Origin of the sequence: Bradyrhizobium sp. 26S5 (assembly GCF_036923295.1) — a bacterium.
In the GTDB taxonomy this organism is placed as follows: Bacteria; Pseudomonadota; Alphaproteobacteria; order Rhizobiales; family Xanthobacteraceae; genus Bradyrhizobium; species Bradyrhizobium septentrionale.
The window spans coordinates 4,702,531-4,726,731 of record NZ_CP145948.1; the positions used below are offsets into that span (position 1 = coordinate 4,702,531).

18 protein-coding genes and 1 pseudogene are annotated in these 24,201 nt (G+C 64.4%); 17 read left to right on the plus strand and 2 right to left on the minus strand.

Features of this window, described 5'->3' with window-relative positions; all coding sequences use genetic code 11:
- Window positions 1-421 precede the first annotated feature (421 nt).
- The 3 genes from V5279_RS21725 (at window position 422) to V5279_RS21735 (ending at window position 5,618) form a co-directional block, all read left to right on the plus strand.
- Window positions 422-1,921, plus strand: coding sequence for an arylsulfatase (locus V5279_RS21725; protein WP_338700841.1), 1,500 nt, complete (start codon window positions 422-424; stop codon window positions 1,919-1,921).
- A 1,149-nt stretch (window positions 1,922-3,070) separates the two neighbouring features.
- Window positions 3,071-4,795, plus strand: a complete 1,725-nt coding sequence (gene ilvD, locus V5279_RS21730; protein WP_338700843.1) for a dihydroxy-acid dehydratase — start codon at window positions 3,071-3,073, stop codon at window positions 4,793-4,795.
- Entirely contained in the window at window positions 4,782-5,618 is an 837-nt protein-coding gene (locus tag V5279_RS21735) for a tetratricopeptide repeat protein (protein ID WP_338700845.1), read from the plus strand. Before ilvD ends, V5279_RS21735 begins: the two co-directional genes overlap by 14 nt.
- Before the next feature lie 39 nt (window positions 5,619-5,657).
- Here V5279_RS21735 and xth read toward each other — a convergent pair whose 3' ends face one another.
- Window positions 5,658-6,449 (minus strand): exodeoxyribonuclease III, encoded by a 792-nt coding sequence (gene xth, locus V5279_RS21740; protein ID WP_166205193.1) that lies wholly within the window; start codon window positions 6,447-6,449, stop codon window positions 5,658-5,660.
- A 162-nt stretch (window positions 6,450-6,611) separates the two neighbouring features.
- Here xth and V5279_RS21745 point away from each other — a divergent pair, with 162 nt between their 5' ends.
- Window positions 6,612-7,745, plus strand: coding sequence for an efflux RND transporter periplasmic adaptor subunit (locus V5279_RS21745; protein WP_338700849.1), 1,134 nt, complete (start codon window positions 6,612-6,614; stop codon window positions 7,743-7,745).
- 3 nt (window positions 7,746-7,748) lie between these two features.
- Window positions 7,749-10,874: an efflux RND transporter permease subunit gene (locus V5279_RS21750; protein WP_338700851.1), complete on the plus strand. Its 3,126-nt coding sequence runs from the start codon at window positions 7,749-7,751 to the stop codon at window positions 10,872-10,874.
- A gap of 56 nt (window positions 10,875-10,930) precedes the next feature.
- On the opposite strand, the gene erpA is transcribed toward V5279_RS21750, so the two are convergent.
- On the minus strand, window positions 10,931-11,260 hold the full coding sequence (gene erpA, locus V5279_RS21755; protein WP_166205185.1) for an iron-sulfur cluster insertion protein ErpA: 330 nt from the start codon (window positions 11,258-11,260) through the stop codon (window positions 10,931-10,933).
- Between the two features lie 137 nt (window positions 11,261-11,397).
- Between erpA and V5279_RS21760 the strand changes: the two genes are divergently transcribed.
- From V5279_RS21760 to surE, 12 genes and pseudogenes are all read left to right on the plus strand, one after another.
- Window positions 11,398-12,606, plus strand: coding sequence for a deoxyguanosinetriphosphate triphosphohydrolase (locus tag V5279_RS21760; protein WP_338700854.1), 1,209 nt, complete (start codon window positions 11,398-11,400; stop codon window positions 12,604-12,606).
- Between the two features lie 9 nt (window positions 12,607-12,615).
- Window positions 12,616-14,412: an arginine--tRNA ligase gene (gene argS / locus V5279_RS21765; protein WP_166295852.1), complete on the plus strand. Its 1,797-nt coding sequence runs from the start codon at window positions 12,616-12,618 to the stop codon at window positions 14,410-14,412.
- Between the two features lie 118 nt (window positions 14,413-14,530).
- Window positions 14,531-16,018, plus strand: coding sequence for an SPOR domain-containing protein (locus V5279_RS21770; RefSeq protein WP_338700857.1), 1,488 nt, complete (start codon window positions 14,531-14,533; stop codon window positions 16,016-16,018).
- Window positions 16,019-16,064: 46 nt separating this feature from the next.
- Entirely contained in the window at window positions 16,065-17,087 is a 1,023-nt protein-coding gene (nagZ, locus tag V5279_RS21775; protein WP_338700859.1) for a beta-N-acetylhexosaminidase, read from the plus strand.
- On the plus strand, window positions 17,084-17,905 hold the full coding sequence (locus tag V5279_RS21780; RefSeq protein ID WP_166295843.1) for a segregation and condensation protein A: 822 nt from the start codon (window positions 17,084-17,086) through the stop codon (window positions 17,903-17,905). Before nagZ ends, V5279_RS21780 begins: the two co-directional genes overlap by 4 nt.
- Before the next feature lie 22 nt (window positions 17,906-17,927).
- A pseudogene (gene scpB / locus V5279_RS21785) lies at window positions 17,928-18,683 on the plus strand (SMC-Scp complex subunit ScpB); the annotation flags it as partial.
- Between the two features lie 280 nt (window positions 18,684-18,963).
- Complete coding sequence (locus V5279_RS21790) at window positions 18,964-19,197, plus strand: twin-arginine translocase TatA/TatE family subunit (protein WP_028332136.1); 234 nt, start codon at window positions 18,964-18,966, stop codon at window positions 19,195-19,197.
- A gap of 159 nt (window positions 19,198-19,356) precedes the next feature.
- The gene (gene tatB, locus V5279_RS21795) at window positions 19,357-19,881 is read left to right on the plus strand and encodes a Sec-independent protein translocase protein TatB (protein ID WP_338700866.1); all 525 of its coding nucleotides are present in this window, start codon (window positions 19,357-19,359) and stop codon (window positions 19,879-19,881) included.
- Window positions 19,878-20,684 carry a twin-arginine translocase subunit TatC gene (tatC, locus tag V5279_RS21800; RefSeq protein ID WP_338700867.1) on the plus strand — a complete coding sequence of 269 codons (807 nt, stop codon included), beginning with the start codon at window positions 19,878-19,880 and terminating at the stop codon, window positions 20,682-20,684. Before tatB ends, tatC begins: the two co-directional genes overlap by 4 nt.
- Before the next feature lie 197 nt (window positions 20,685-20,881).
- Window positions 20,882-22,213, plus strand: coding sequence for a serine--tRNA ligase (gene serS, locus V5279_RS21805; RefSeq protein WP_338700868.1), 1,332 nt, complete (start codon window positions 20,882-20,884; stop codon window positions 22,211-22,213).
- Window positions 22,214-22,226: 13 nt separating this feature from the next.
- Complete coding sequence (locus V5279_RS21810; RefSeq protein WP_338700869.1) at window positions 22,227-23,318, plus strand: hypothetical protein; 1,092 nt, start codon at window positions 22,227-22,229, stop codon at window positions 23,316-23,318.
- 94 nt (window positions 23,319-23,412) lie between these two features.
- Entirely contained in the window at window positions 23,413-24,180 is a 768-nt protein-coding gene (gene surE, locus V5279_RS21815) for a 5'/3'-nucleotidase SurE (protein ID WP_338700870.1), read from the plus strand.
- Window positions 24,181-24,201 lie beyond the last annotated feature (21 nt).

Here is a 24,201-nt window from a genome sequence, read left to right on the forward strand (position 1 = left end):
GCGCACAGCCAACCCCAATGCCCGGCATCCGGCGGGCGATATTCCAGTCGGAGCATATGATCCCAGCCGATCCCGGTAGGATTTTTAAGGCGGCTTATAGCCTGATCGCAGGGTGTATCGATCCGGTTGTTTAAAAGGCCAAGCTTCAACATGATTGGCTCAAAGTCCAGCACGCGGGCCGCCTTTGCTTCCGCTTTCGGCGGCACAGCGGACTTGGCCGGGCTTGCTGTTGGCTCGACCTGGTCGCGAATGACCCGAACCGACATCAGAGCGGCAGGCTAACCACGGTGGTTGCCCTAAGGGGCAATACCGCCCCTCACAGGTTTGGGACTAGGTTGGCCAACACCCTAGCGTGCGCGTGGCGGTGAGGCGCGATTTCAGTCCGCGGGTCGCACTGCGGTTTCGCTGCGGGAGGTGGACCATGCTCCAATGTTCGCGACGAATGCTTGGCGCCTTGATGCTGGGATCATGCGTTGCGGCATTGCCGGGCGCGGTGGCGCTGGCCCAGCAGCCGAGGCCCAACATCCTCTTCATCCTTGCGGACAACCTCGGTTACGGCGACCTCGGTGTTTACGGCGGCGGCGAGCTGCGCGGGGCGCCGACACCGCGCATTGATGAACTCGCCGCTGAAGGACTGCGGCTAACACAGTTCCTCGTTGAACCGGGATGCACGCCCTCCCGAGCCGCCTTTATGACAGGGCGCTATTCCATTCGCTCGGGCTTATCGCTAGTCGCGGTGGAGGGAAGCACTACGGGTTCGCTTCCGGCGACAGAAATCACGATGGCTGAGATGTTGCGCGATGCCGGTTATGCGACGGCGTTGTTCGGTAAATGGCATCTCGGAAGCGCGCCCTCGGCTCAGCCGCAAAACAAGGGTTTCGACGAATACTATGGCATCCCGCCCGGCGTTAGCTGGGACGCGTTCCTCGCAATTCCGCAGGGCCGTCAGACCAAGACGACCGATATCCCGCTGGACAAAGGGCCCCAGATCGTTGAGGCCAAACGGAGCGAAACGCTGAAGGAGGTAAAGCCCTACACCGAGGAGGTACGACGCGAGATCGACTGGGAGCTGGTGGAGCGAGGCATCGACTTCATGAGGCGGCAAAAAGCATTGGGCAAACCATTCTTCCTCTATCTCCCGATATCCCGCACGCACTACCCTAATTTGCCGTCAAAGCGCTTTGAAGGCCAATCGCGCATAGGCCAGTTCGGTGACTCCTTGATGGAGGGAGATGCTATCGTCGGAAGGATGCTCGACGCCTTGAGGGACGTCGGCCTCGACGATAACACGATCGTCGTCTTCGCCTCCGACAACGGTCCGCAAGGCTCGGTAGTGCGCGAGTTCGGCGGCGGCATGCCGGACATGGGATCGCCGGGACCTCATCGCGGCGAGCTGGGTGATGTAAGCGAGGGCTCCATCCGCACTGCTGCGATAATCCGCTGGCCCGGCCACATCAGGCCGCGTTCATCGTACACGATGTTCTCGATCATGGATTTCTTCCCGACATTCGCTCGCCTCGCGGGAGGCAAGGTGCCGAACGAGCGCCCAATCGACGGCGTCGACCAGACCGACTTCCTGCTCGGCACGAACGATGGCGGACGGCGGGACACTCTGCTGACCTTCGTTGGTCCCGATCTCGTGGCAGTGCGCTGGAAGCAGTTCCGCGCGTATTTCGCCGACGTTGCGCCTGGCCGCAGCGGGTGGGGCGGCGCGAACCTCTTGGCGGGAGTCGGCGGTAGTGCGGCGCCGATGAACGGCTACCCCAAGATCTTCAATATCGAGTCGGACCCGCGCGAGGAGTACAACATCGGAGCAAAGTACGAGTGGGTGATCGGGCCGGTATTGAAGGCGGTAGAAGAATATAAGGCGAGTCTCGTGAAGCATCCGAACCCGCCGGCCGCGAACTTGACGCGGTTCTGAGATTTCCGAACACTTTATTCAAGTCTCTTGGTGGACCAATCGGGCCTATTGGAATGTCTGGATGTGGCCCATCGCGTCGTTTAGCTGCCCTGCAGAATTTGGTCGCTATCGGTGCATAGCGGACTTTGACAAGCCGTCCGCCGGCAGATTTATGGGTTCGCGGCCTAACCAAGCCGCGATTGCCGCGCTCTATCGTTTCGTTAACCGCTGCGTTGGGCTGTGCGAAGCGGCCGCAAAACAGTCGCCATGTTGCGAACGGACGACCCATTGTAGCGGGCGCCCACCGTTGGGTGACGAGCCACCACGATATCGAATTCGCTCGGATCGCCTGGGTGCGGCCCTGCGGGCCTGCCCGAAATGACGGAACGAGGTGCGACAAAACAACCCGACGGGCAACTCAGCAAAACCTGTCAATCCTCGCGCGTGAAAATATTTCGGTTTATCGGAATGGCAACTCAGTGTATGGTTCGCCCGTCTCACCCGATCGAGGGGCGCTTCGCGATCGTCACGAACGCGGTGTGAGATGCGGTGGACGCGGAGCGTGTGACTGACGAGAGCACGCAATGCGGACGGTGAAGTCGTGTGGTCCTGACGCCCTAGCGGCAGGTGTCTCGTCGCAACACGCGAAGGCGTGATGCGAAGGCGGTGACAAGCAAGCCCAGTCTCGCCGGGGAGAGCACGAAGTAAGCCGTAGCCCATCGCGCAGGGAAAGCCGGATTGCTTCGGTTACACCTGTGGTCCTACCCCCGAGCTTTCTACCTTTTGCTCGGGGCCCATGGGTGCGATCGGCACCCGGCTTTCCCTGCGCCCTCTGTTCAACGAGAGGGCGATGACCAGGCAACAACTCGGACGATTTTCGTCGCGAGACAGCAATCTCTCGTCTGCTCCGTCAGGCGCGCGTCAGGCTCCCATAAGGATCGATAATACATGGTTGCCCGGGGGCCACGATTGTTGCGCAACTGCCACGGTACTTAACCATTTAACCCTAAACACAGCCGGTCCGTAGTCGCGCCGCTTTTTAGCCACACCCCGACATGAAAGGATATTCACGTAGCTGAATTGCCAGCGCTCCGACGGCGGGACTTTTGATGGGTTCCGGCGTTGATGAAGCAAAGAGCGCTGGAAACAGGATCGCGATTGGACGCCAGGATGGACGCCAAGACGAACATCAAGGGCAGGCTGCCGAGCCGTCACGTGACGGAGGGGCCCCAGCGCGCGCCGCATCGTTCCTATCTCTACGCGATGGGACTGACGACAGCCCAGATTCATCAACCCTTTGTCGGCGTTGCTTCATGTTGGAATGAAGCCGCTCCCTGCAACATTTCACTGATGCGCCAGGCGCAGGCGGTGAAGAAGGGCGTGGCCTCTGCCGGCGGCACCCCGCGCGAGTTCTGCACCATCACCGTCACCGACGGCATCGCGATGGGCCATGACGGCATGCGCTCGTCGCTGCCGTCGCGCGAATGCATCGCCGATTCGGTTGAGCTGACCGTCCGCGGCCATTCCTATGACGCGCTGGTCGGGCTCGCCGGCTGCGACAAGTCGCTGCCGGGCATGATGATGGCGATGGTCCGGCTCAACGTGCCCTCGATCTTCATCTATGGCGGCTCGATCCTGCCCGGCAACTTCCGCGGGCAGCCGGTGACCGTGCAGGACATGTTCGAGGCGGTCGGCAAGCACTCGGTCGGCGCCATGTCGGACGAGGACCTCGACGAGATCGAGCGGGTGGCGTGCCCGTCGGCCGGCGCCTGCGGCGCCCAGTTCACCGCCAACACCATGGCGACCGTCTCCGAGGCGATTGGCCTCGCGTTGCCGTATTCGGCCGGGGCTCCGGCGCCCTACGAGATCCGCGACGCCTTCTGCTCCGCCGCCGGCGAGAAGGTGATGGAGCTGATCGAGAAAAACATCCGGCCCCGCGACATCGTCACCAGGGAAGCCCTTGAAAATGCTGCAGCTGTGGTTGCAGCCTCAGGTGGTTCGACCAATGCTGCACTGCACCTGCCGGCGATCGCGCATGAGTGCGGCATCAAATTCAATTTGTTCGACGTTGCCGAAATCTTCAAAAAGACTCCTTACGTCGCGGATTTGAAGCCGGGCGGCCGTTATGTTGCCAAAGACATGTTTGAAGTAGGTGGCATTCCGCTGCTGATGAAGACGCTGCTCGACAATGGCCACCTGCACGGGAATTGCCTCACCGTCACTGGCCGAACGATCGCCGAAAACCTCAAAAGCGTGAAATGGAATCCGCACCAGGACGTGGTGCGGCCCGCCGACAATCCGATCACCGTGACAGGTGGCGTTGTCGGGCTGAAGGGTAATCTCGCTCCGGAGGGTGCGATCGTGAAGGTCGCGGGAATGTCCAACCTGAGGTTCACCGGTCCGGCCCGATGCTTCGACCGCGAGGAAGACGCCTTCGAGGCGGTGCAGAAGCGCACCTACAAGGAAGGCGAGGTTATCGTGATCCGCTACGAGGGGCCGAAGGGCGGTCCCGGCATGCGGGAGATGCTGGCGACCACCGCGGCGCTGACCGGGCAGGGGATGGGCGGCAAGATTGCCCTGATCACCGATGGCCGGTTCTCCGGCGCCACCCGTGGCTTCTGCATCGGACATATTGGACCCGAAGCGGCCGTCGGCGGGCCGATCGGGTTGTTGCAAGACGGTGACATCATCGAGATCGATGCGGTCGCCGGCACCCTTAACGTAAAATTGAGCGACGCCGAACTCGCAAATCGTAAGACCAAATGGGCCCCTCGCGCGACGAACCATACATCTGGTGCGCTGTGGAAGTACGCCGAGCAAGTGGGGCCGGCGGTGGATGGCGCAGTCACCCATCCGGGTGGCGCGTACGAGAAACAGTGTTATGCGGACGTTTAGGCGTACGATAGTTGCGTTGGCGTTAGGGGCCATTCCGATGGCAGGCCCCGGATTCGGATTCGACGGTGCCCCGGTCAATCCCCAGGATACGGTCCTTCCGGTGGTTTCCCCGCAGCCGGGGACGGCCGGCGCGCTGAAGCGGGCCACGACCCCGGCGACCCCGGCGGCGACCTCGCCGACCTCATCCTTCAGCACGCTGCAGTATCAGGCCGAGGGCGGCCACCCCGTGGCGCAGTGGAAGCTCGGCAAGATGTACGCCGAGGGCGATGGCGTCATCCAGGACGACATGCGCGCCTTCGAATATTTCAGCCGGATCGCCAATGCGCATGCCGAGGACTCGCCGTCGGCGCCGCAGGCCTCGATCGTGGCCAACGCCTTCGTCGCGCTCGGCCGCTACTATCTGAACGGCATTCCCAATTCCAAGGTGAAGGCGGACACCGAGCGGGCGCGGGAGATGTTCTCCTATGCCGCATCCTATTTCGGCAATGCCGACGCCCAGTACGACCTTGCCCGGCTGTACCTGAAGACGCCGGACGCCTCGCGGGACGATTTCCGCTATGGCGCGCGCTGGCTCGGGCTCGCCGCCCAGAAGGGCCAGCATCAGGCGCAGGCGCTGCTTGGCGCGATGCTGTTCAACGGCGACCGGCTGCCGCCGCAGCGGGCACGCGGCCTGATGTGGCTGACGCTGGCGCGTGACAGCGCCACGCCTGACGAGGCCTGGATCAAGGAAAGCTACAACCGGGCGATCGCCAAGGCCTCCGAGGACGATCGCGCGATGGCGCTCCAGATGCTCGAGCACTGGGTGCAGGGCCGCCGCGATTAGAGGCCGCCGGGATTGATCTCCCGGCTCGGCCCGCCGCGCTCAGGCGGTCTCGAAATCCAGATCGGCCCAGACCGGGACATGGTCGGACGGCTTCTCCCAGGCACGGACATAGCTGTCGATGCCGACGTCGATCAGCCGGTCGCTGGCCTGCGGCGACATTAAGAGGTGGTCGATGCGCAGACCCCAGTTCTTCTGCCAGGCGCCGGCCTGGTAGTCCCAGAAGGTGTACTGGCCGGGCTCGTCATTGACCGCCCGCAGCGCGTCGGTGAGACCGAGGCCGAGCAGCGACTGGAAGGCCTCGCGGGTGGCGGGGCGGAACAGCGCGTCGTCGGCCCAAGCGGCCGGATTGTAGACGTCGCGGGCCGCCGGAATGACGTTGAAGTCGCCGGCCAGGATCAGCGGCTCCTCGGTCTTAAGCCGCTCCCGCGTGTACTCAAGAAGCCGCGACATCCATTTGAGCTTGTAGGGATATTTGTCGGTATTCGCAGGATTGCCATTGGGCAGATAAAGGCACGCGACCCGCACCACGCCCTGCTTCAGCGTGACAACGCCTTCGAGGAAGCGGGCATGGGCGTCCTCGTCGTCGCCGGCCAGCCCCGATTTGGTCTCGTCGAACGGCAGCTTGGAGAGCAGCGCGACGCCGTTGAAGGTCTTCTGGCCGTGGGTGACGACGTTATATCCGAGCGCCTCGACCTCGAGCCGAGGAAACGCGTCGTCGACGCATTTGATCTCCTGCAGGCAGACGATGTCGGGGGAGCACTCCTTCAACCAACTGACCAGAAGCTCGATCCGTTGCCGGACCGAGTTGACGTTCCACGTAGCGATGCGCATGCAAATGACCGGGATTGAGCCGCACGATTTTACTTAGGTGGCATACCATGGGCGGTCCGCCTGTGCTAACCCTCTCCGGAAACAAGGCGTAACAATTGCCGACGTGGGAGTGACGAAGCGTTCCGGCCTTCAAGGGTGGCCTGTGGCGCACGTGTAAAACATATGAAAAAACGCAATTTGGTTCTGACTGTCGCCATTCTCGGCATTGCGGCCGGGGCGGCTTACATGACCCGCGCTTCATGGATGGCTGGCGGTGCCGCCACCGCGCAAGGGACCCCGCGGCCGCGTGTGGTGTCGGTGGATCTCGCCAAGGCCGAACGCAAATCGGTGCCGGTCGACGTCGACGCCATCGGGACCGTCACGCCGATCTCCAGCGTGGCGTTGAAGTCGCGGCTGGAGACCACCATCGTCTCGGTGCATTTCGAGGACGGCGCCAAGGTCAATGAGGGCGACCTGCTGTTCATGCTCGATGCCCGCCAGATCGACGCCCAGATCGAGCAGGCCGTGGGTGTGCTGGCCCGCGACCAGGCCCAGTTCGAGGGCGCGCAGCGCGACCTCCGCCGCTACACCGAACTGGTCGGCAAGGGCGCGACCACCCAGGTCAATCTCGACAACGCCAAGACCCAGTCCGACGTGCTGATCGGCACCATCAAAGCCGACCAGTTCGCGCTGGAAAATCTCCGCGTCCAGAAGAGCTACACCGTCATCCGCGCGCCGTTCGCGGGCCGGATCAGCGCGGCCAACGTCAAGGTCGGCAACTTCGTTCGCCCCGCCGACACCCAGCCGCTCGCCGTCATCAACCAGATGGCGCCGGTCTATGTGACCTTCGCGATCCCGCAGCGTGCGCTGGTCGATCTGCGCGACGCGATGGGGAAGGGCGATTCGAAGGTGATCGCGACCATTCCCGGCCACCAGCGCTCCGAGAGCGGCAAGGTCGCGATGGTGGAGAACGCCGTCGACGCGACCACCGGCATGGTTACCGTGCGCGGCATCATGAACAATGCGAGCGAGACGCTGTGGCCCGGCACCATCGTGCAGACCAAGCTGATCATCCGCAGCGAGGACGCCGTCGTGGTGCCGACGGTCGCGGTCCAGCGCAGCCAGAACGGCAATTTCGTCTTCGTCGTCAAGGACGGCGTCGCCAAGGTCCAGCCGGTCAAGGTCGATCGCACCTTCCAGGGCAGCTCGGTGATCTCGGACGGACTGGCGGGCGATGAAAGCATCGTCGTCGACGGTCAGCTCTTGCTCTCGGAAGGATCGCGGGTCGAGCAGCGGGCGCGCAAGGCCGGAGCCTGACCGATGACGCTCTCCGAGCTCTGCATCCGCCGCCCGGTCATGACGACGCTGATCACGGCGTCGATCATCGCATTCGGCGTGTTCGGCTTCCGCCTGCTGCCGGTCTCGGCGCTGCCAAAGGTGGACTTCCCGACCATCGCCGTCACCGCCACCTTGCCGGGCGCCAGCGCCGACACCATGGCCGCTTCGGTCGCCGGCATCATCGAGCGCCAGCTCTCGACCGTTTCCGGCATCTCCTCGATGAACTCGAACTCCTCGCAGGGTACGAGCGTCATCACCATCCAGTTCGACCTCAACCGCAACATCGACGCCGCCGCGCTCGATGTGCAGACGGCATTGACCATCGCGCAGCGCCGGCTGCCGATCGAGATGACGATCCCGCCGAGCTTCCGGAAGGTGAACCCGGCGGACTTCCCGGTGCTGTTCGTCTCGCTGGGGTCGGCGACGCTGCCGCTGTCGAGCGTCAATGAATACGGCGACATCACGATCGGGCAGGCGCTGTCGCAGCTGCCGGGCGTCGCCCAGGTCCTGATCTACGGCACGCAGAAATTTGCGATCCGCGTCCAGGCAGATCCGGAGGCCGCGGCCGCCCGCGGCGTCTCGATGGAGGATATCCGCGCCGCGGTGTCGCGCGCCAATTCCTCGACGCCGGTCGGCACACTGAACGGTCCCAAGCAGGATGTTGCGCTGCAGGCCTCCGGCCAGATGGACAAGGCGGCTGACTACCGCAAGATCTACGTGGCCTGGCGCAACGGCTCGCCGGTTCGGCTCGACGAGATCGCCAAGGTCTATGACAGCGTCGAGAACGACAAGATCGCAACTTGGATGAACGACGAGCGGGCGATCGTGCTCGCGATCCAGAAGCAGCCCGACGCCAACACCGTGGCCGTTGTCGACGCCGTGCTGGCCAAACTGCCGGCGCTGCGCGCCGCCATCCCGCCCTCGGTGACCATGCAGGTCATGATGGACCGCTCGGTCTCGATCCGCCAAGCGGTCAGCGACGTCGAGGAGACCCTGCTGATCGCGATCGCGCTGGTGATCCTCGTGATCTTCCTGTTCCTGCGCTCGGCGTCCGCCACCTTCATCCCGGCGCTGGCGGTGCCGATCTCGCTGTTCGGCACTTGCGCTGCGATGTACGCGCTGGACTACTCCATCAACAACATGACGCTGCTGGCGCTGACGCTGTCGGTCGGCTTCGTGGTCGACGATGCTATCGTCATGCTGGAGAACATCGTCCGCCATATAGAGCACGGCATGAAGCCGTTCGAGGCGGCGCTGAAGGGCGCCCGCGAGATCGGCTTCACGATCATCTCGATCACCTTCTCGCTGATCGCCGTGTTCATCCCGGTGCTGCTGATGGGCGGCATCGTCGGCCGCGTGTTCCGCGAATTCGCGGTCACGATCTCGGTCGCGATCATCGTCTCCGGCTTCGTCTCGCTGACCTTGACGCCGATGCTGTGCGCCCGCGTGCTGCGCGCGCATGACGCGACCAAGCGGCCGAACGTCGTGCTGCGGGCGTTCGAGGCGATGTTCGAGGCTTGGCTGCGCGCCTATGAATGGGCGCTGGACTGGGTGCTGGCCAAGAAGGCCCTGATGCTGGTGGTGACGCTCGCGACGCTTGGCGGCACCGTCTATCTCTACATGATCGTGCCGAAGGGCTTCTTCCCGCAGGAGGACACCGGCTTCCTGATCGGCGTGACGGAGGCTGCGACCGACACCTCGTTCGAGGCGATGAGGGTGCGGCAGCAGGCGCTGGTCGAGGTGCTCCGGACCGATCCGGCGATCGACTACATCAATTCCACGGTCGGCTCCGGCGGTCCCAACCCGACCACGAATTACGGCCGGCTGTTCATCGCGCTGAAGCCGCAGAAGACCCGCGACAACGCCGTTGTCGTGATCGGCCGTCTCAGGCAGAAGGCGCGCGAGATCCCGGGCATGCAGGCGTTCTTCCAGAGCGTCCAGAACCTCAATATCGGCGGCCGCATCTCCAAGAGCCAGTATCAGTATGTGATGCAGAGCGGCGATACCGAGTCGCTATACCGGCTGGCGCCCGAGATGCGCGACAAGATCGAGAAGATTCCGGGCCTGCTCGACGTCACCACCGACCTCTACATCAAGAACCCGCAGATGACGGTCGACATCGACCGCGAGAAGGCGGCGGTCTACGGCGTCACCGTCGATCAGGTCCGCAACCAGCTCTACAACGCCTACGGCGCGCGGCAGGTCGGCACCATCTACATGCCGTCGAACGACTACCAGATCATCCTGGAGGTGCAGCCGCAGTTCCGTGTCGATCCGTCCGATCTGTCAAAACTCTACATGAAGACTGGCAACGGCCAGACCATCCCGCTGGATGCGGTGGCGAGGCTGGTGCCGACGGTCGGGCCGCTGCAGATCAACCACCAGGGCCAGCAGCCGGCCGTGACAATTTCGTTCAACCTCGCACCGGGCACTTCGCTCGGCTACGCGGTCGACAAGATCACCGAGCTCGAGCAGACCGCGAACCTGCCGCCGACGATCGCGACCGGCTTCTCGGGCACCGCGCAGGTGTTCCAGGATTCGCTGCGCGGGCAGGGCGTCCTGATCCTCGCTGCGGTGTTCGCGGCCTTTGTGATCCTGGGCATTCTCTACGAGAGCTTCATCCATCCGATCACGATCATCTCGGGCCTGCCGTCGGCCGGCATCGGCGCGATCCTGACGCTGATGATGTTCGGCATGGAGCTGTCGGTGATCGCGATGATCGGCATCGTGATGCTGGTCGGCATCGTCAAGAAGAACGCGATCATGATGGTTGACTTCGCGCTGGAGCGCCGCCGCGTCGGCTTGAGCGCCGAGCACGCGATCCGCGAGGCGGCGCTGCTGCGCTTCCGCCCGATCATGATGACGACGTTTGCGGCGATCTTCGGCACGCTGCCGATCGCGCTCGGCGCCGGCGCCGGCGCAGAGCTGCGTCAGCCGCTCGGCGTCGCCGTGGTCGGCGGCCTCTGCGTGTCGCAGCTGCTGACGCTGTTCATCACGCCTGTCATCTACATCTACCTCGACCGCATCGACCGCCGGCTGCGGCGCAAGCTCGATCCGCAGGCGGAGGCGGGCGGCGACGTCGAGCGCCCGCAGGTCGCGGCAGAATAGCCGCGCACCCCGGCGAGCCGGTTAGCGTCGGGGAAACGCGTCAGAGCGTCGGGTGATTAGACCGAGAAGCTGGTGCCGCAGCCGCAGGAGGCGGTGGCGTTCGGATTGACGACGCGGAACGAGGCGCCGATCAGGTCGTCGACGAAGTCGACTTCCGAGCCCGCGAGGAACGGGACCGAGGCGGGATCGATCAGCACCACGGCGCTATCGCGTTCGATCACGAGGTCGTCATCGGCCTGGGTGCGCTCGACGTCGAATTTGTACTGGAAACCGGAGCAGCCGCCGCCCTCGACCGAAATGCGCAGCTTGGCGCCTTCGCCTTCCTTGCTGAGGATCTGCCCGATCTTGCGGGCGGCCCGTTCGCTGACGGTGATGGCAGCAGTCATGTCGGTCTCCGAAACCCTATTTGAGCATGGTCTGATCGGATCATGCCCGGCGTCATACCCAATTCATTTGGTCGGCCGCCTCAAGCATAGTTAAGTGCGTCGGACCATGGAATCAAATGGATAAGGACTAAAATACCGTGTCGGTCGGAATGGCTGCCCCCCGCGCGCCCTATGCCTGCGACCCCGATCGCAGCCGGGGCCGGCTGGTCGCGGAGCCGCCGAGCCGGACCCGGAGCCCGTTCCGGCGCGACTGCGACCGGGTGATCCATTCCACCGCGTTCCGCCGCCTCAAGCACAAGACCCAGGTTTTCGTCTTCCACGAGGGCGATCATTACCGCACCAGGCTGACCCATTCGCTGGAGGTGGCGCAGATCGCCCGCGCGCTGGCCCGCCAGCTCGGGGTCGACGAGGATCTGACCGAAACGCTGGCGCTGGCGCATGACCTCGGCCATCCGCCGTTCGGGCATGCCGGGGAGCGGGCGCTCGACGCGTGCCTGAAGGATGACGGCGGCTTCGACCACAATGCGCAGGCGCTGCGGGTGGTCACCTCGCTGGAGCATCGCTATCCCGAGTTCGGCGGGCTGAATCTGACCTGGGAATCGCTCGAGGGGATCGTCAAGCACAACGGGCCGCTGACCGAACGCAGCGGTGCGCCGGCGGGCCGCTACCTGGAGAGCGGCATTCCGGTCGGGATCGCCGACTACAACAGGAGCTACGATCTCGAGCTCTGGAGCTACGCTTCGCTGGAGGCGCAGATCGCTGCCTTCGCCGACGACATCGCCTATGATGCCCACGACATCGACGATGGTCTGCGCGCCGGTCTGTTCGCGGTCGACGACCTCAAAGAGATGCCGCTGACCGCCGAGATCATCGCCGAGATCGACCGGCATTATCCCGGGCTCGACGAGGTCCGGCGTGGCGCCGAACTGGTGCGCGAGCTGATCTCACATTTCATCAATGCCGTCTTCACGGAGGCGAACCGGCGCCTTGCGGCGGCCCGGCCGCAATCGGCCCACGATGTGCGCCACCACATTGCGCCGCTGATCGCATTTCCGTCCGAGGTGGCCGAGCAGGAGGCGGCGATCAAGGCGTTCCTGTACCGGCGGATGTATCGCCACCAGCGGGTGATGATTGTGATGCGGGAAGCGGAGCAGGTGGTCCGCAATCTCTTCGAGCGCTACCGGCAGTCGCCTGAAGACCTGCCGGCGGAATGGATCGAGGGCAGCGCCGAGGAGACCGGGAGTGCGCGGAACAGGCGGATAGGCAATTTCATTGCCGGGATGACCGACCGTTTCGCCCTGATCGAGCACCAAAGGCTTTTTGACTCGACCCCGGATTTGCGTTAGCGCCCTGCCATGGCCGACATCACTGCTTCACCACACCTTTTTGCCGACATTCTGACGCGCGTGCACGCGATCTGTGCCGCTGTCGCAGCCGAGGATAGCTGGCCCGCCGGCATCGATCTCTCCCGCGTCGTGGTGGAGCCGCCGCGCGACGCCAGCCATGGCGACATGGCGACCAATGCCGCGATGGTGCTCGCCAAGGATGCCAAGGCCAAGCCGCGCGAGCTCGCCGACAAGATCGCCGAGCGGCTGCGCGCCGACGCACTGGTGGCCTCAGTCGATGTCGCCGGTCCCGGCTTCATCAACCTGACCTTGAAGCCGCAGGTCTGGGCCGACGCGCTGCGTGCCGTGCTGGCCGCAGGTTCAGCCTATGGGCGCAGCGGCATCGGCAAGGACGAGAAGGTCAATGTCGAATACGTCTCGGCCAACCCGACCGGGCCGATGCATGTCGGCCATTGCCGCGGCGCCGTGTTCGGCGACGCGCTGTGCAGCCTGCTGCAATTCGCGGGCTTCGGCGTCTGCCGCGAATATTACATCAACGACGCCGGCGCCCAGGTCGACGTGCTCGCGCGCTCGGCGTTCCTGCGCTATCGCGAGGCGCTCGGCGAGGACATCGGCGCGATCCCGGAAGGGCTCTATCCCGGCGATTACCTCGTGCCGGTCGGCGAGGCGCTCGCGAAGGAGCATGGCGACAAGCTCCTGACCTTGCCGGAAGCCGCGTGGCTGCCGATCGTGCGCGACAAGGCGATCGCCATGATGATGGAGATGATCAAGGGCGATCTTGCCGCGCTCAACATCCATCACGACGTGTTCTTCTCGGAGCGCTCGCTGATCACGTCAGGCAATAACAAGGTCGCCGAGACCATCGATTTCCTGCGCGCCAAGGGCGACATCTACGAGGGGCGTCTGCCGCCGCCGAAGGGCAAGCCGGTCGAGGACTACGAGGACCGCGAGCAGTCGCTGTTCCGCGCCACCGCCTATGGCGATGACGTCGATCGTCCGCTGATCAAGTCGGACGGTTCGTACACTTATTTCGCATCCGACATCGCTAACCACCGCTACAAGTTCGAGCGCGGCTTCACCAATCTGATCGACGTGTTCGGTGCCGATCACGGCGGCTACATCAAGCGGATGCAGGCGGCGGTGAAGGCGGTGACCGCGGGCAAGGCTGCGCTCGACGTCAAGATCGTGCAGCTCGTCAAGCTGCTGCGCGACGGCGAGCCGGTGAAGATGTCGAAGCGTTCCGGCGAGTTCGTGACGCTGCGTGAGGTGGTCGACGAGGTCGGCTCCGACGCGGTGCGGTTCATGATGCTGTTCCGCAAGAACGACGCGGTGCTCGATTTCGACCTTGCCAAGGTGATCGAGCAGTCAAAGGACAATGCCGTCTTCTACGTCCAGTACGGCCACGCCCGGGGCCATTCGATCTTCCGCAATGCGCGGGAGGAGGCGGTTCCAGACCTGCCGGAGACCGACGAGGCGCGGCTGGCCTATCTGCGCAATGCCGCCGTCGAGCGGCTGACCGATCCGGCCGAACTCGATCTGCTCAAGCGTCTTGCGCTTTATCCACGGATGATTGAGGCGGCGGCCATTGCACATGAGCCGCACCGAATCGCTTTTTATCTCTATGATTTAGCCAGTGAATTTCATGCACTCTGGACCAAGGGGCGGGATTTGCCCTATTTACGCTTCATTATCAATAATGATGCAGAGATCACGAGGGCGCGACTGGCAATGGTTCAGGGCGTCGTCTCGGTTCTGGCATCGGGCTTAGCTGTTCTAGGCGTCCAAGCTCCAACCGAGATGCGGTAGGTAGGGGCATTTGGCCCTCACGAGTGGGGATTTGTGAGGGCATCTGGCAGGGGCCAATTCGTTCGGACCAGCAGCGCCGGCGATCCTGGCGCTGTCCCGGAGGGGATGCATCATCACAATGGCTGATCGATATCAGGACCGAAATTTTTCCGCCGACACGGCCCAGAGGGCCGAGGCCGATCCGCTCGCCGAACTGGCCCGGCTGATCGGCCAGACCGATCCGTTCGGCAGCGCCAACAAGCCGCCGCCACCGCATCCGCTGCAGTCGCGCGCCAACGTGCGACCACAGCAATATCAGCCGCAGGCGGACGACGAGGATGCGCCGCCCGCAGGCCCGCCGCCCTGGATGCAGCGCGCGCGGCAGGAGGCTGTCGTTCCGCCCCCTGTGCAGCTGGCACCCGTGCAGCAGCACGCCGAGTACGACGAGCCTGAGCAGGACGACCAGCCGAAGCCGGTCCATCCGTTGCACCGCTACACAGCTCAGCAGACGCAGCCCGCGCCTGCGCCGGTGGCGCAATATCGGCCAGTCGAGACCCCCCGGCAGCCCGAGACATTTGACGAAGAGCCGCACTATCAGGGCGCCGGTCAGAATGGCGATCCGTCGCGCTATGACGATGCGCTTTATGGCCAGCTGGAAGCCGGCCAACAGGATCTCCAGCGTGACCCGGCCTATCCGGACGATCCCTATGCCTATGAGGGCTACGAGGAAGAACCCGAGCCGCGCAAGCGGCGCAGCGGCCTGATCACGGTCGCAGCGGTGGTGGCGCTTGCGGTGGTCGGCACCGGCGCTGCGCTCGGCTATCGCAACTATGTCGGCTCGCCCCGCAGCGGTGAGCCGCCGATCATCAAGGCCGACAACACGCCGACCAAGGTGATCCCGGCCCAGGCCGATGCGCCGGCCAAGACGCCGGACCGCATGGCAACGGGGGACGGCACCGAGAAGATCGTCTCGCGCGAAGAAGCCCCTGTCGATGTCAACTCGAAGACCGCCGGACCGCGCGTCGTGTTTCCGCCGCTGAACGCCAATGCGAATCCGCCGCCGGCGGCGAGCGTGCAGACGACGCCGCCCGCGCCGGCCCCGGTCAATGCGAACGGCACCTTGCCGAACAACGAGCCGCGCAAGATCCGCACCCTCGCGGTCAAGGGCGATGGACCTGATGGCACGCAGGCCACGGCGGCCGTGCCGGCCAAGCCTCCGGCGGCTGCGAAGCCCCCGGTGTCACGCGGCAACCCGGCTGCGGCCAATGCCAGCGTGAACGCGCCGATGTCGCTGGCACCCGGTCAGGCTGAGGCGGCGCCTACCGCGCCTCCGACCCGGGTGGCATCGACCTCGACGGCCTCGGTCGGCGGTGGTGGTGGATATCTGGTTCAGGTGTCGTCGCAGAAGAACGAGGCCGACGCGCAGTCTTCGTACCGGACGCTGCAGGGCAAATATCGCAGCGTGCTCGGTTCGCAGCCTTTGGTGGTGAAACGCGTCGATCTCGGCGAGAAGGGCGTCTATTACCGCGCCTTCGCTGGCCCGTTTGCCTCCTCGGAGGAGGCGAGCCAGGTGTGCAAGAGCCTGATGTCGGCTGGTGGGCCGCAGTGCCTCATCCAAAGAAATTAAAGTCCGTTTCCTTGACCCGTGAGCTGCATACGGCCTAATCGGCCGAATGACGAACCGCGCATTCATCACGGGCGTATCCGGGCTGACCCTCAATGACGCTGAACGCGAATTCATTCGCGCCGAGCGGCCATGGGGCTTCATCCTGTTCAAGCGCAACATCGAGAGTCCTGCCCAAGTGGCCGCTCTTGTTGCGGAACTCAGGTCTGCAGGCGGTGAGGCCGATGCTCCGGTCCTGATCGACCAGGAAGGCGGCCGGGTACAGCGGCTCGGCCCGCCGCATTGGCCGGTCTATCCGCCCGGCGCGAGCTTCTCGGCGCTCTACGACATCGACCCGAAGCTCGGCCTTGCGGCGGCCAGGCTCAGCTCACGGCTGATCGCAGCCGACCTGATCGACCTCGGAATCACCGTCGATTGCCTGCCTTTGGCCGACGTTCCCGTGGCCGGGGCGGACGCGGTGATCGGCAACCGGGCCTATGGAACCGAGCCCGGCAAGGTTGCGGCCATCGCTCGTGCCGTCACGGAAGGGTTGGAACAGGGCGGTGTGCTGCCGGTTCTCAAGCATATTCCCGGCCATGGCAGGGCCACGGCGGACAGCCATTTCCGGCTTCCGACGGTCGATACCGCCAAAGGTGAGCTGGAACGGAGCGATTTTGCCGCGTTCCAGCCGCTTGCGGACCTGCCGATGGCCATGACTGCACATGTTGTGTTTAGCGCGCTCGACCCCGCCCAACCGGCGACGACTTCTGCGACAATCATCGAACAGGTGATTCGCGGCCTGATCGGGTTCCAGGGTTTGTTGATGAGTGATGACGTGTCGATGAATGCGCTGGCCGGATCAATTGCCGAGCGGACCCGCGCCAGCGTCAGCGCCGGTTGCGACGTGGTTTTGCACTGCAACGGCAATATCGACGAGATGCGCGAAGTGGCGCGGGAGTCGCCGGAACTCACCGGCAAGGCGCTTGAGCGCGCCGAGGCGACGCTCGCGGCGCGGAAGCAGCCTCAGCCGCTCGACCGGCAGGCGGCACGGGCTGAACTGGATGCGTTGTTGGATCGGGTAGGGACGGCATGACCGCTGAAATTCTATCGTTTGAGACCGGGCGGCCGGCTGACCTCGCCGAGGGCGAACCGGCGTTGGTGGTCGATGTCGAGGGCTATGAGGGCCCGCTCGATCTGCTGTTGACGCTGGCGCGGCAGCAGAAGGTCGATTTGTCGAAGATTTCGATCCTTGCGCTTGCCGACCAGTACCTTTCGTTCATCGAGGCGGCGCGCAAGATCCGCCTCGAGCTCGCGGCCGACTATCTGGTGATGGCGGCCTGGCTTGCGTTCCTGAAGTCGCGGCTGTTGCTGCCCGAACCGCCGAGCGCGGAGGGGCCGAGCGCCGAGGAAATGGCGACCGCGCTCGCCAACCGGCTGCGCCGGCTGGAGGCGATCCGCGAGGCGGCAAACCGGCTGATGAACCGGCCGCAGTTCCAGCGCGATATCTTTCCGCGCGGCAATCCGGAATCGATCGCCGAGATCAAGCATCCCAAGTTCACCGCGACGCTCTACGACCTGCTGTCGGCCTATGCCACGCAGCGCGCGTCGCGCGTGCTGACTTCGGTGCATCTGGCCAAGCGGACGGTGTGGTCGCTCGCCGAAGCGCGCGCCTCGCTGGAACGGCTGGTCGGCCTCGCTGAGGACTGGAGCTGTCTCGACGAGTATCTGATGAACTACGTCGCCGATCCCAAGCAGAGAGCGACGGTGTTCGCATCGAGCTTCGCTGCCGCCCTCGAGTTGGTTCGCGAGGGCGAGATGGAGATCAACCAGAAGCAGGCGTTCGCGCCGATCTATTTCCGAAAGCGTCCAGCGCAAGCCGCAATGGCCGCGCCGGACCTGTCGGTTGAGTAAGTGGAAGAAGGAGAGCAGGCCCATGGCAAGCTTGGCGGAAGTGCGCAGAGAAGAGCCCGAGGAGGAGGTTTCTCCTATGGATCCGGTGGCGCGTCCTGAGGAATTGCGGCTCCTGGAAGCCCTGTTGTTCGCATCGGCCGAGCCGATCGATCAGGCGACGCTCGCAAAGCGGATGCCCGACGGCGTCGATATCAAGGTGGCGCTCGCACAGTTGCAGGCGGAATATGCGCCGCGCGGCGTCAATCTGGTTCGTGTCGCCAACAAGTGGACGTTCCGCACCGCCGGCGATCTGTCGTGGCTGATGACGCGCGAGAGCACCGAGACCCGCAAGCTGTCGCGTGCAGCGATCGAGGTGCTGGCAATCGTCGCCTATCACCAGCCGGTGACCCGCGCCGAGATCGAAGAGATTCGCGGCGTGGTGACGTCGAAGGGAACCATCGACGTGCTGCTGGAGACCGGCTGGATCCGCCCGCGCGGCCGCCGCAAGACGCCGGGCCGTCCGCTGACCTTTGGAACCACGGACGGATTCCTGTCGCAGTTCAGCCTGGAAGCGCTCGGCGATCTGCCGGGGCTCGAGGAGCTGAAGGGCACCGGTCTGCTCGACTCGCGCCTGCCGACCGGCTTCTCCGTTCCGTCGCCCTCGGACGACGCGACGCTGCGGGAAGACGAGGAGCCGCTTGAGCCGGGCGATACGCTGGAGCTGCTGCTGGCGCCGGCCGTCGAGCCGGAGGCCGAGGAACCGAAGACTGCAACCGAAGCGTCGGCTGAGGCTGAAATGACGGTCGAGGCCGAAATCGAGATCGAAGCGGACGTTGCCGACGAATCGGAAGCGGCCGAAGCCGACGCCGACGAACCGGATTCCCGCGGCGACGAGCGCGGCGAGGCCGACCCCGAGGACAGGGGCGAATAGCGGCCAAATATTCCCGGTTAAGGCTAGCAATATTACGTAGCCGCGACAGCGATTTGCCGCGGCCGAGGTCCTTGTTTTTGACACCCCGCGGGCCTACCTTCCGGCAAAGTTCAGGCCGGCCCGCCGGCCATTTCTGGAGGGTTGCAGGATGGGTTCACTCAGCATTTGGCACTGGATCGTCGTGATCGCAGTGGTCCTGCTGCTGTTCGGGCGCGGCAAGATCTCGGACCTGATGGGTGACGTCGCCCAGGGGATCAAGGCCTTCAAGAAGGGCATGCAGGACGACGACAAGGTCGCCGAGAAGACCGAGCCCACCAAGTCGATCGATCACAATGCGGCGCCGTCAGCCGCGCGCCAGGATGTCGGCAGCAAGGCCGTCTGACGCGCCTGTACCGACACATATTTCGACGTTTATCTTTGCGCGAAACGGTGACGCCGTCGCTCGGAAGCGCTATTGACGCCGATTGAGAAAAGGCGCCGGCGGCCCCAAATCCTGTTAGGACCGATGGGGCCGATCGCGGCGCGCTAGGCGGAAGAATTCATGTTCGATATCGGGTGGAGTGAACTGGTCGTCATCGCGGTCGTCGCGCTGATTGCCATCGGCCCGAAAGAACTGCCGGGCGTGCTGCGCATGGTCGGGCAATGGATGGGCAAGGCCCGCAAGATGGCCTCGGAATTCCAGGGCCAGTTCCAGGAAGCCATGCGCGAGGCCGAGATGGCCGACATCAAGAAGAGCTTTGACGAGGTCAGGGAAGCCGCAACCGGCATCACCAGCGGCAACATCATGACCTCGCTGCAGAAGGACGTCAGCGACGCGCTGCAGATCGACAAGCCCGTCGATGCGCAGGTCGCCTCCGCGATTGATGCACCCGTGACGTCAAGCGACGCACCGGTCACGCCAACAACACCCGCAGCGCCGACGCCGGAGACTTTCGTCGAGGCTGAGACGCACGCTGCCACAACTGAGCCGCTTGCGATCACCAGCGAGGTGAAGCCCGAGCCGGCACCGTCGCAGGATGTGACGCCGGCGGAGCCTGAGGTGCTCAAGGACGCGAGGGCGTCATGAGCGCAGAAGATATCGAGGCCAGCAAGGCCCCCTTGATGGATCATTTGATCGAGCTGCGCTCGCGGCTGATCAAGGCGCTGCTCGGCTTCGGTGTGGCCTTTATCATCTGCTTCTTCTTTGCCAAGCAGATCTACAACGTGCTGGTCTGGCCGTTCGTGCTGGTGGCGGGGCCTGAGAATTCGAAATTCATCTACACGCAGCTGCTGGAATATTTCATCACCCAGTTGAAGCTCGCGATGTTCGGCGCCGCCTTCATCTCGTTCCCGATCGTTGCCGGACAGATCTACATGTTCGTGGCGCCCGGCCTCTACAGGCACGAGCGCAACGCCTTCCTGCCGTATCTGATCGCGACCCCGGTGTTCTTCGTGATGGGCGCGATGTTGGTCTATTTCGTCGTGCTGCCGATGCTGGTGCGGTTCTCGCTCGGCATGCAGCAGGCCGGCAGCGCGGAGACCGCGCAGATCCAGCTGCTGCCCAAGGTCGGCGAGTATCTGTCGCTGATGATGTCGCTGATCTTCGCCTTCGGCATCGCTTTCCAGCTGCCGGTGATCCTGACGCTCTTGGGCCGCATCGGCATCGTCACCTCGAAGATGCTGAGAGAGAAGCGGCGCTACTTCATCGTGATCGCCTTCATCATCGCCGCGGTGCTGACGCCGCCGGACGTGCTGAGTCAGGCCTCGCTCGCGATCCCGCTGCTCGCGCTCTATGAGGGCGCCATCATCGCGGTCCGGATCGTGGAGAAGAAGGCCACCACCAAGGCAGCCTCGTCCAGCGTCCCGCCGGCGGCCAATCCGGCCGAGTAGGGCCCGTCTCCCCCGAAACAGGTGTCATACCCCGCGAAAGCGGGGTATCCAGTACGCCGCGGCCCCTCCGTCACGGACGGACGTCTCTGGAATACTGGATCACCCGCTTTCGCTGATAATGACGGTCGTGGTAGTGGAAACATGCAACGCAAGCGTTGACGTACGACGTTATCTGCAAGCCCGCCATCAGGACTACCATGCACGACATCAAAGCGATCCGCGACAACCCGACAGCCTTCGACGCCGGCCTGAAGCGCCGCGGACTTGGGGCGCTGTCGCCGTCGCTGCTGGCGATCGACGAGAAGCGCCGTGCCGCGATCCTGGCGTCCGAGCAGGCTCAGGCGCGGCGCAATGCGGCCTCGAAAGAGATCGGCGACGCCAAGAAGGCGAAGGACGAGGCGCGTGCGGCCAAGCTGATGGCCGAAGTCGCGGAGCTCAAGACCACGATGCCGGAGCTCGAGCTGGCGGCGAAATCGTTCGACGACGAGCTGACGAAGGAGCTGTCGTCGATTCCCAATTTGCCGCTCGACGAGGTGCCGGACGGCACCGACGAGCACGGCAACGTCCAACACCACGTGTTCGGCAAGAAGCGCGACTACGGCTTCGCGCCGAAGCTGCATGACGATCTCGGCACCGCGCTCGGCGACATGGATTTCGAGGCGGCGGCGAAACTGTCCGGCGCGCGCTTCGTCGTGCTGAAGAGGGGGCTGGCGCGGCTCGAGCGTGCGATCGGGCAGTTCATGCTCGATCTGCACACGGGAGAGCATGGCTACACCGAAATCAATCCGCCGCTGCTGGTGCGCGACGCCGTGATGTTCGGCACCGGGCAATTGCCGAAATTCGAGGACGACCAGTTCTGGGCGATCAAGGGTGAATTGCTCGCGACGCCGAATGCCGATTTGCGCAGCGAGCGCCTCGGACTGATTCCGACCGCCGAAGTCTCATTGACCAACCTCGCGCGCGAATCCATCCTCGATGAAAAAGAGTTGCCGATGCGGCTCACCGCGCTGACGCCGTGTTTCCGCGCCGAAGCCGGCGCGGCGGGACGCGACACGCGCGGCATGATCCGCCAGCACCAATTCACAAAGGTCGAGCTGGTGTCGATCACGACGCCCGAGGCCAGCAAGGACGAGCTCGAGCGCATGCTGTCCTGCGCCGAGCAGGTTCTGCAGAAACTCGACCTGCATTATCGCGTGATGACGCTGTGCGCCGGCGACATGGGTTTCTCCGCGCAGAAGACCTACGACATCGAGGTCTGGATGCCCGGGCAGGGCGACGGCGGCGCCTATCGCGAGATCTCGAGCTGCTCGGTGTGCGGCGATTTCCAGGCTCGCCGCATGGACGCGCGCTATCGCGGCCCCGACGGCAAGCCGCGCTTCGTGCATACGCTGAACGGCTCCGGCACGGCGGTCGGGCGCGCCCTGATCGCGGTGATGGAGACCTATCAGCAGCAGGACGGTTCGATCGCGGTGCCCGATGTGCTGCAGCCCTATATGGGCGGGCTCAAGGTCATCGAGCACGGCATGTGAGGCGAGGGCCAGTGTGATGCCGCTCCACCGTGACATCCACTGGCTTGGTCGACAATGGGCCGTCACGGGCCATGGTCTGCAGCTGATCAATCAGAAGCAGATGGGCTATTATGACATCGAGGCCGCGCGCCTGTGGGAGGCGCGCGTGACCGAGGTGCAATCGAAGGCCTGGATCGACCGGCCTGACTTCGACAACGCGCTGGAGCTCGCACGCGCCAGGTTCGCCCACCTGGCGCCGGCCGATTTTTCGCCATCAGCGGCGATTGCGCCACCGCCGCCACCGGTCCGGACGCCGCCGCCGGCCGCGCCGCGTGCTCCGCTTGAACCGTCATCGGTGCCCTCGATCGAGGAGCTGCTGGCCAGGCTGAAATCAAGATCGGCTGCACCAGCGCCGGTCGCAAAACCGGCCGAGGCACCCGCACCGGCTCCGCCCGAACCCGAACCGCCCGAACCCGAAACGCCTCGGATTGAGCTTCGCCAGGTTGAAGCGAGCAAGTCAGAGCCTGCCAAATCAGAGCCTCCCAAATCCGAGCTTCCCAAGCCAGAGCTTCCCAAGCTCGTGCTTCGCCGAACTGCGCCCCCGGAGCCACCCGGGCCTGCCCGGACGCTTGAACCTCCGCAGGCTCTGCCTGCCGAACCCGTGGTTCTCAAGCCCGAGCCTCCCAGACCTGCGCCCGGCAAGTCCGAAGCTGGCAAGTCCGAAGCTAGTAGGTCCGAGCTTCTGAAATCGGAGCCTCCGAGCGCTCCCAAGCCGGAGCCTCGCCAAACAGCGCCGGTCGCCCCTGGGCAGCCCAGCTCCGAAGCACCTGGGGTTGAACCTGCCATAGCTCAAGTCGCCAAGCCCGAGCTCGACGAGCCTGCGTCTGCCGAACGCGAGGGCCCGAAGCCTGAGTATCCGAAGCCAGAGCATCTCAAGTCTGAGCCTCTCAACGCCGAAACTGCCAAGCCCGACGTGCGCCGGCCCGTGGTCGTGCGGCCGCGAGCCAAACCTGCTTGGCCGGCGTTCGACGGCAAGATCGCCGCGACCGGCAGATTTGTGCGTCCCTGGCGGGTGACGTCGGCGCAATGGCACGGGCCTTCGGCGGGTTTGCCTCCGCGGCCCTAGCCGGTTAAGACGGCAATTAACTCAAGGAACTGCAACTCAGGAAACTGCAACTCAAGAAACCCGCGTCGAATCGGAACAAAGGGCACTTTGACGGATGCGAATTCTCTGCACCAATGACGACGGCATCCACGCTCCCGGCCTGCAGGTCGTCGAGCAGATCGCGCGCTCCTTGTCCGATGACGTCTGGATCGTTGCCCCCGAGCTCGATCAGTCCGGCGTCTCGCATTCGCTGTCGCTCAACGATCCGCTGCGGCTGCGCGAAGTCAGCCCGCGTCACTTCGCGGTGCGCGGCACGCCGACCGATTGCGTCATCATGGGCGCGCGCCACATTCTCGGTGACAAGCTGCCCGATCTCGTGCTGAGCGGCGTCAACAAGGGCCGCAACGTCGCCGAGGACGTGGTCTATTCCGGCACCATCGCCGGCGCACTGGAAGGCACCATCCTGGGCTTTCCGTCATTCGCGTTGTCGCAGGAGTTTTCGATCGAGACGCGCAACGCGCCGCTGTGGGAGACCGCGCTGAAATTCGGACCCGACATCATCCGCAACGTCATCGCCGCAGGCGTTCCCAGGAACACCGTCGTCAACGTCAACTTCCCGTCCTGCATGCCCGATGACGTCAAGGGCATCAGGATCACACGGCAGGGCAAGCGCAATCAGGGGTTCCTGAAGATCGATCGCCGTCACGACGGACGCGGCAATCCGTATTTCTGGATCGGCTTCGAGCGCGCGGCGATGATGGATACGCCGGCCGAAGGCACCGATCTCGCCGCGCTTGCGGCGCGCTACGTCTCGGTGACGCCGCTGCGGCTCGACCGCACCGATGAAGCATTTTCGGAAACGCTGGCCGCGACGCTGAAGTAACTTTTTTAGCCCGGATGAGCG

Coding starts and splice junctions, on each gene's coding strand:
- V5279_RS21725 (WP_338700841.1), top strand. CDS start 422: ATGCTCCAATGTTCGCGACGAATGCTTGGCGCCTTGATGCTGGGATCA.
- ilvD (WP_338700843.1), top strand. CDS start 3,071: ATGGACGCCAAGACGAACATCAAGGGCAGGCTGCCGAGCCGTCACGTG.
- V5279_RS21735 (WP_338700845.1), top strand. CDS start 4,782: ATGCGGACGTTTAGGCGTACGATAGTTGCGTTGGCGTTAGGGGCCATT.
- xth (WP_166205193.1), bottom strand. CDS start 6,449: ATGCGCATCGCTACGTGGAACGTCAACTCGGTCCGGCAACGGATCGAG.
- V5279_RS21745 (WP_338700849.1), top strand. CDS start 6,612: ATGAAAAAACGCAATTTGGTTCTGACTGTCGCCATTCTCGGCATTGCG.
- V5279_RS21750 (WP_338700851.1), top strand. CDS start 7,749: ATGACGCTCTCCGAGCTCTGCATCCGCCGCCCGGTCATGACGACGCTG.
- erpA (WP_166205185.1), bottom strand. CDS start 11,260: ATGACTGCTGCCATCACCGTCAGCGAACGGGCCGCCCGCAAGATCGGG.
- argS (WP_166295852.1), top strand. CDS start 12,616: ATGGCCGACATCACTGCTTCACCACACCTTTTTGCCGACATTCTGACG.
- V5279_RS21770 (WP_338700857.1), top strand. CDS start 14,531: ATGGCTGATCGATATCAGGACCGAAATTTTTCCGCCGACACGGCCCAG.
- nagZ (WP_338700859.1), top strand. CDS start 16,065: ATGACGAACCGCGCATTCATCACGGGCGTATCCGGGCTGACCCTCAAT.
- V5279_RS21780 (WP_166295843.1), top strand. CDS start 17,084: ATGACCGCTGAAATTCTATCGTTTGAGACCGGGCGGCCGGCTGACCTC.
- V5279_RS21790 (WP_028332136.1), top strand. CDS start 18,964: ATGGGTTCACTCAGCATTTGGCACTGGATCGTCGTGATCGCAGTGGTC.
- tatB (WP_338700866.1), top strand. CDS start 19,357: ATGTTCGATATCGGGTGGAGTGAACTGGTCGTCATCGCGGTCGTCGCG.
- tatC (WP_338700867.1), top strand. CDS start 19,878: ATGAGCGCAGAAGATATCGAGGCCAGCAAGGCCCCCTTGATGGATCAT.
- serS (WP_338700868.1), top strand. CDS start 20,882: ATGCACGACATCAAAGCGATCCGCGACAACCCGACAGCCTTCGACGCC.
- surE (WP_338700870.1), top strand. CDS start 23,413: ATGCGAATTCTCTGCACCAATGACGACGGCATCCACGCTCCCGGCCTG.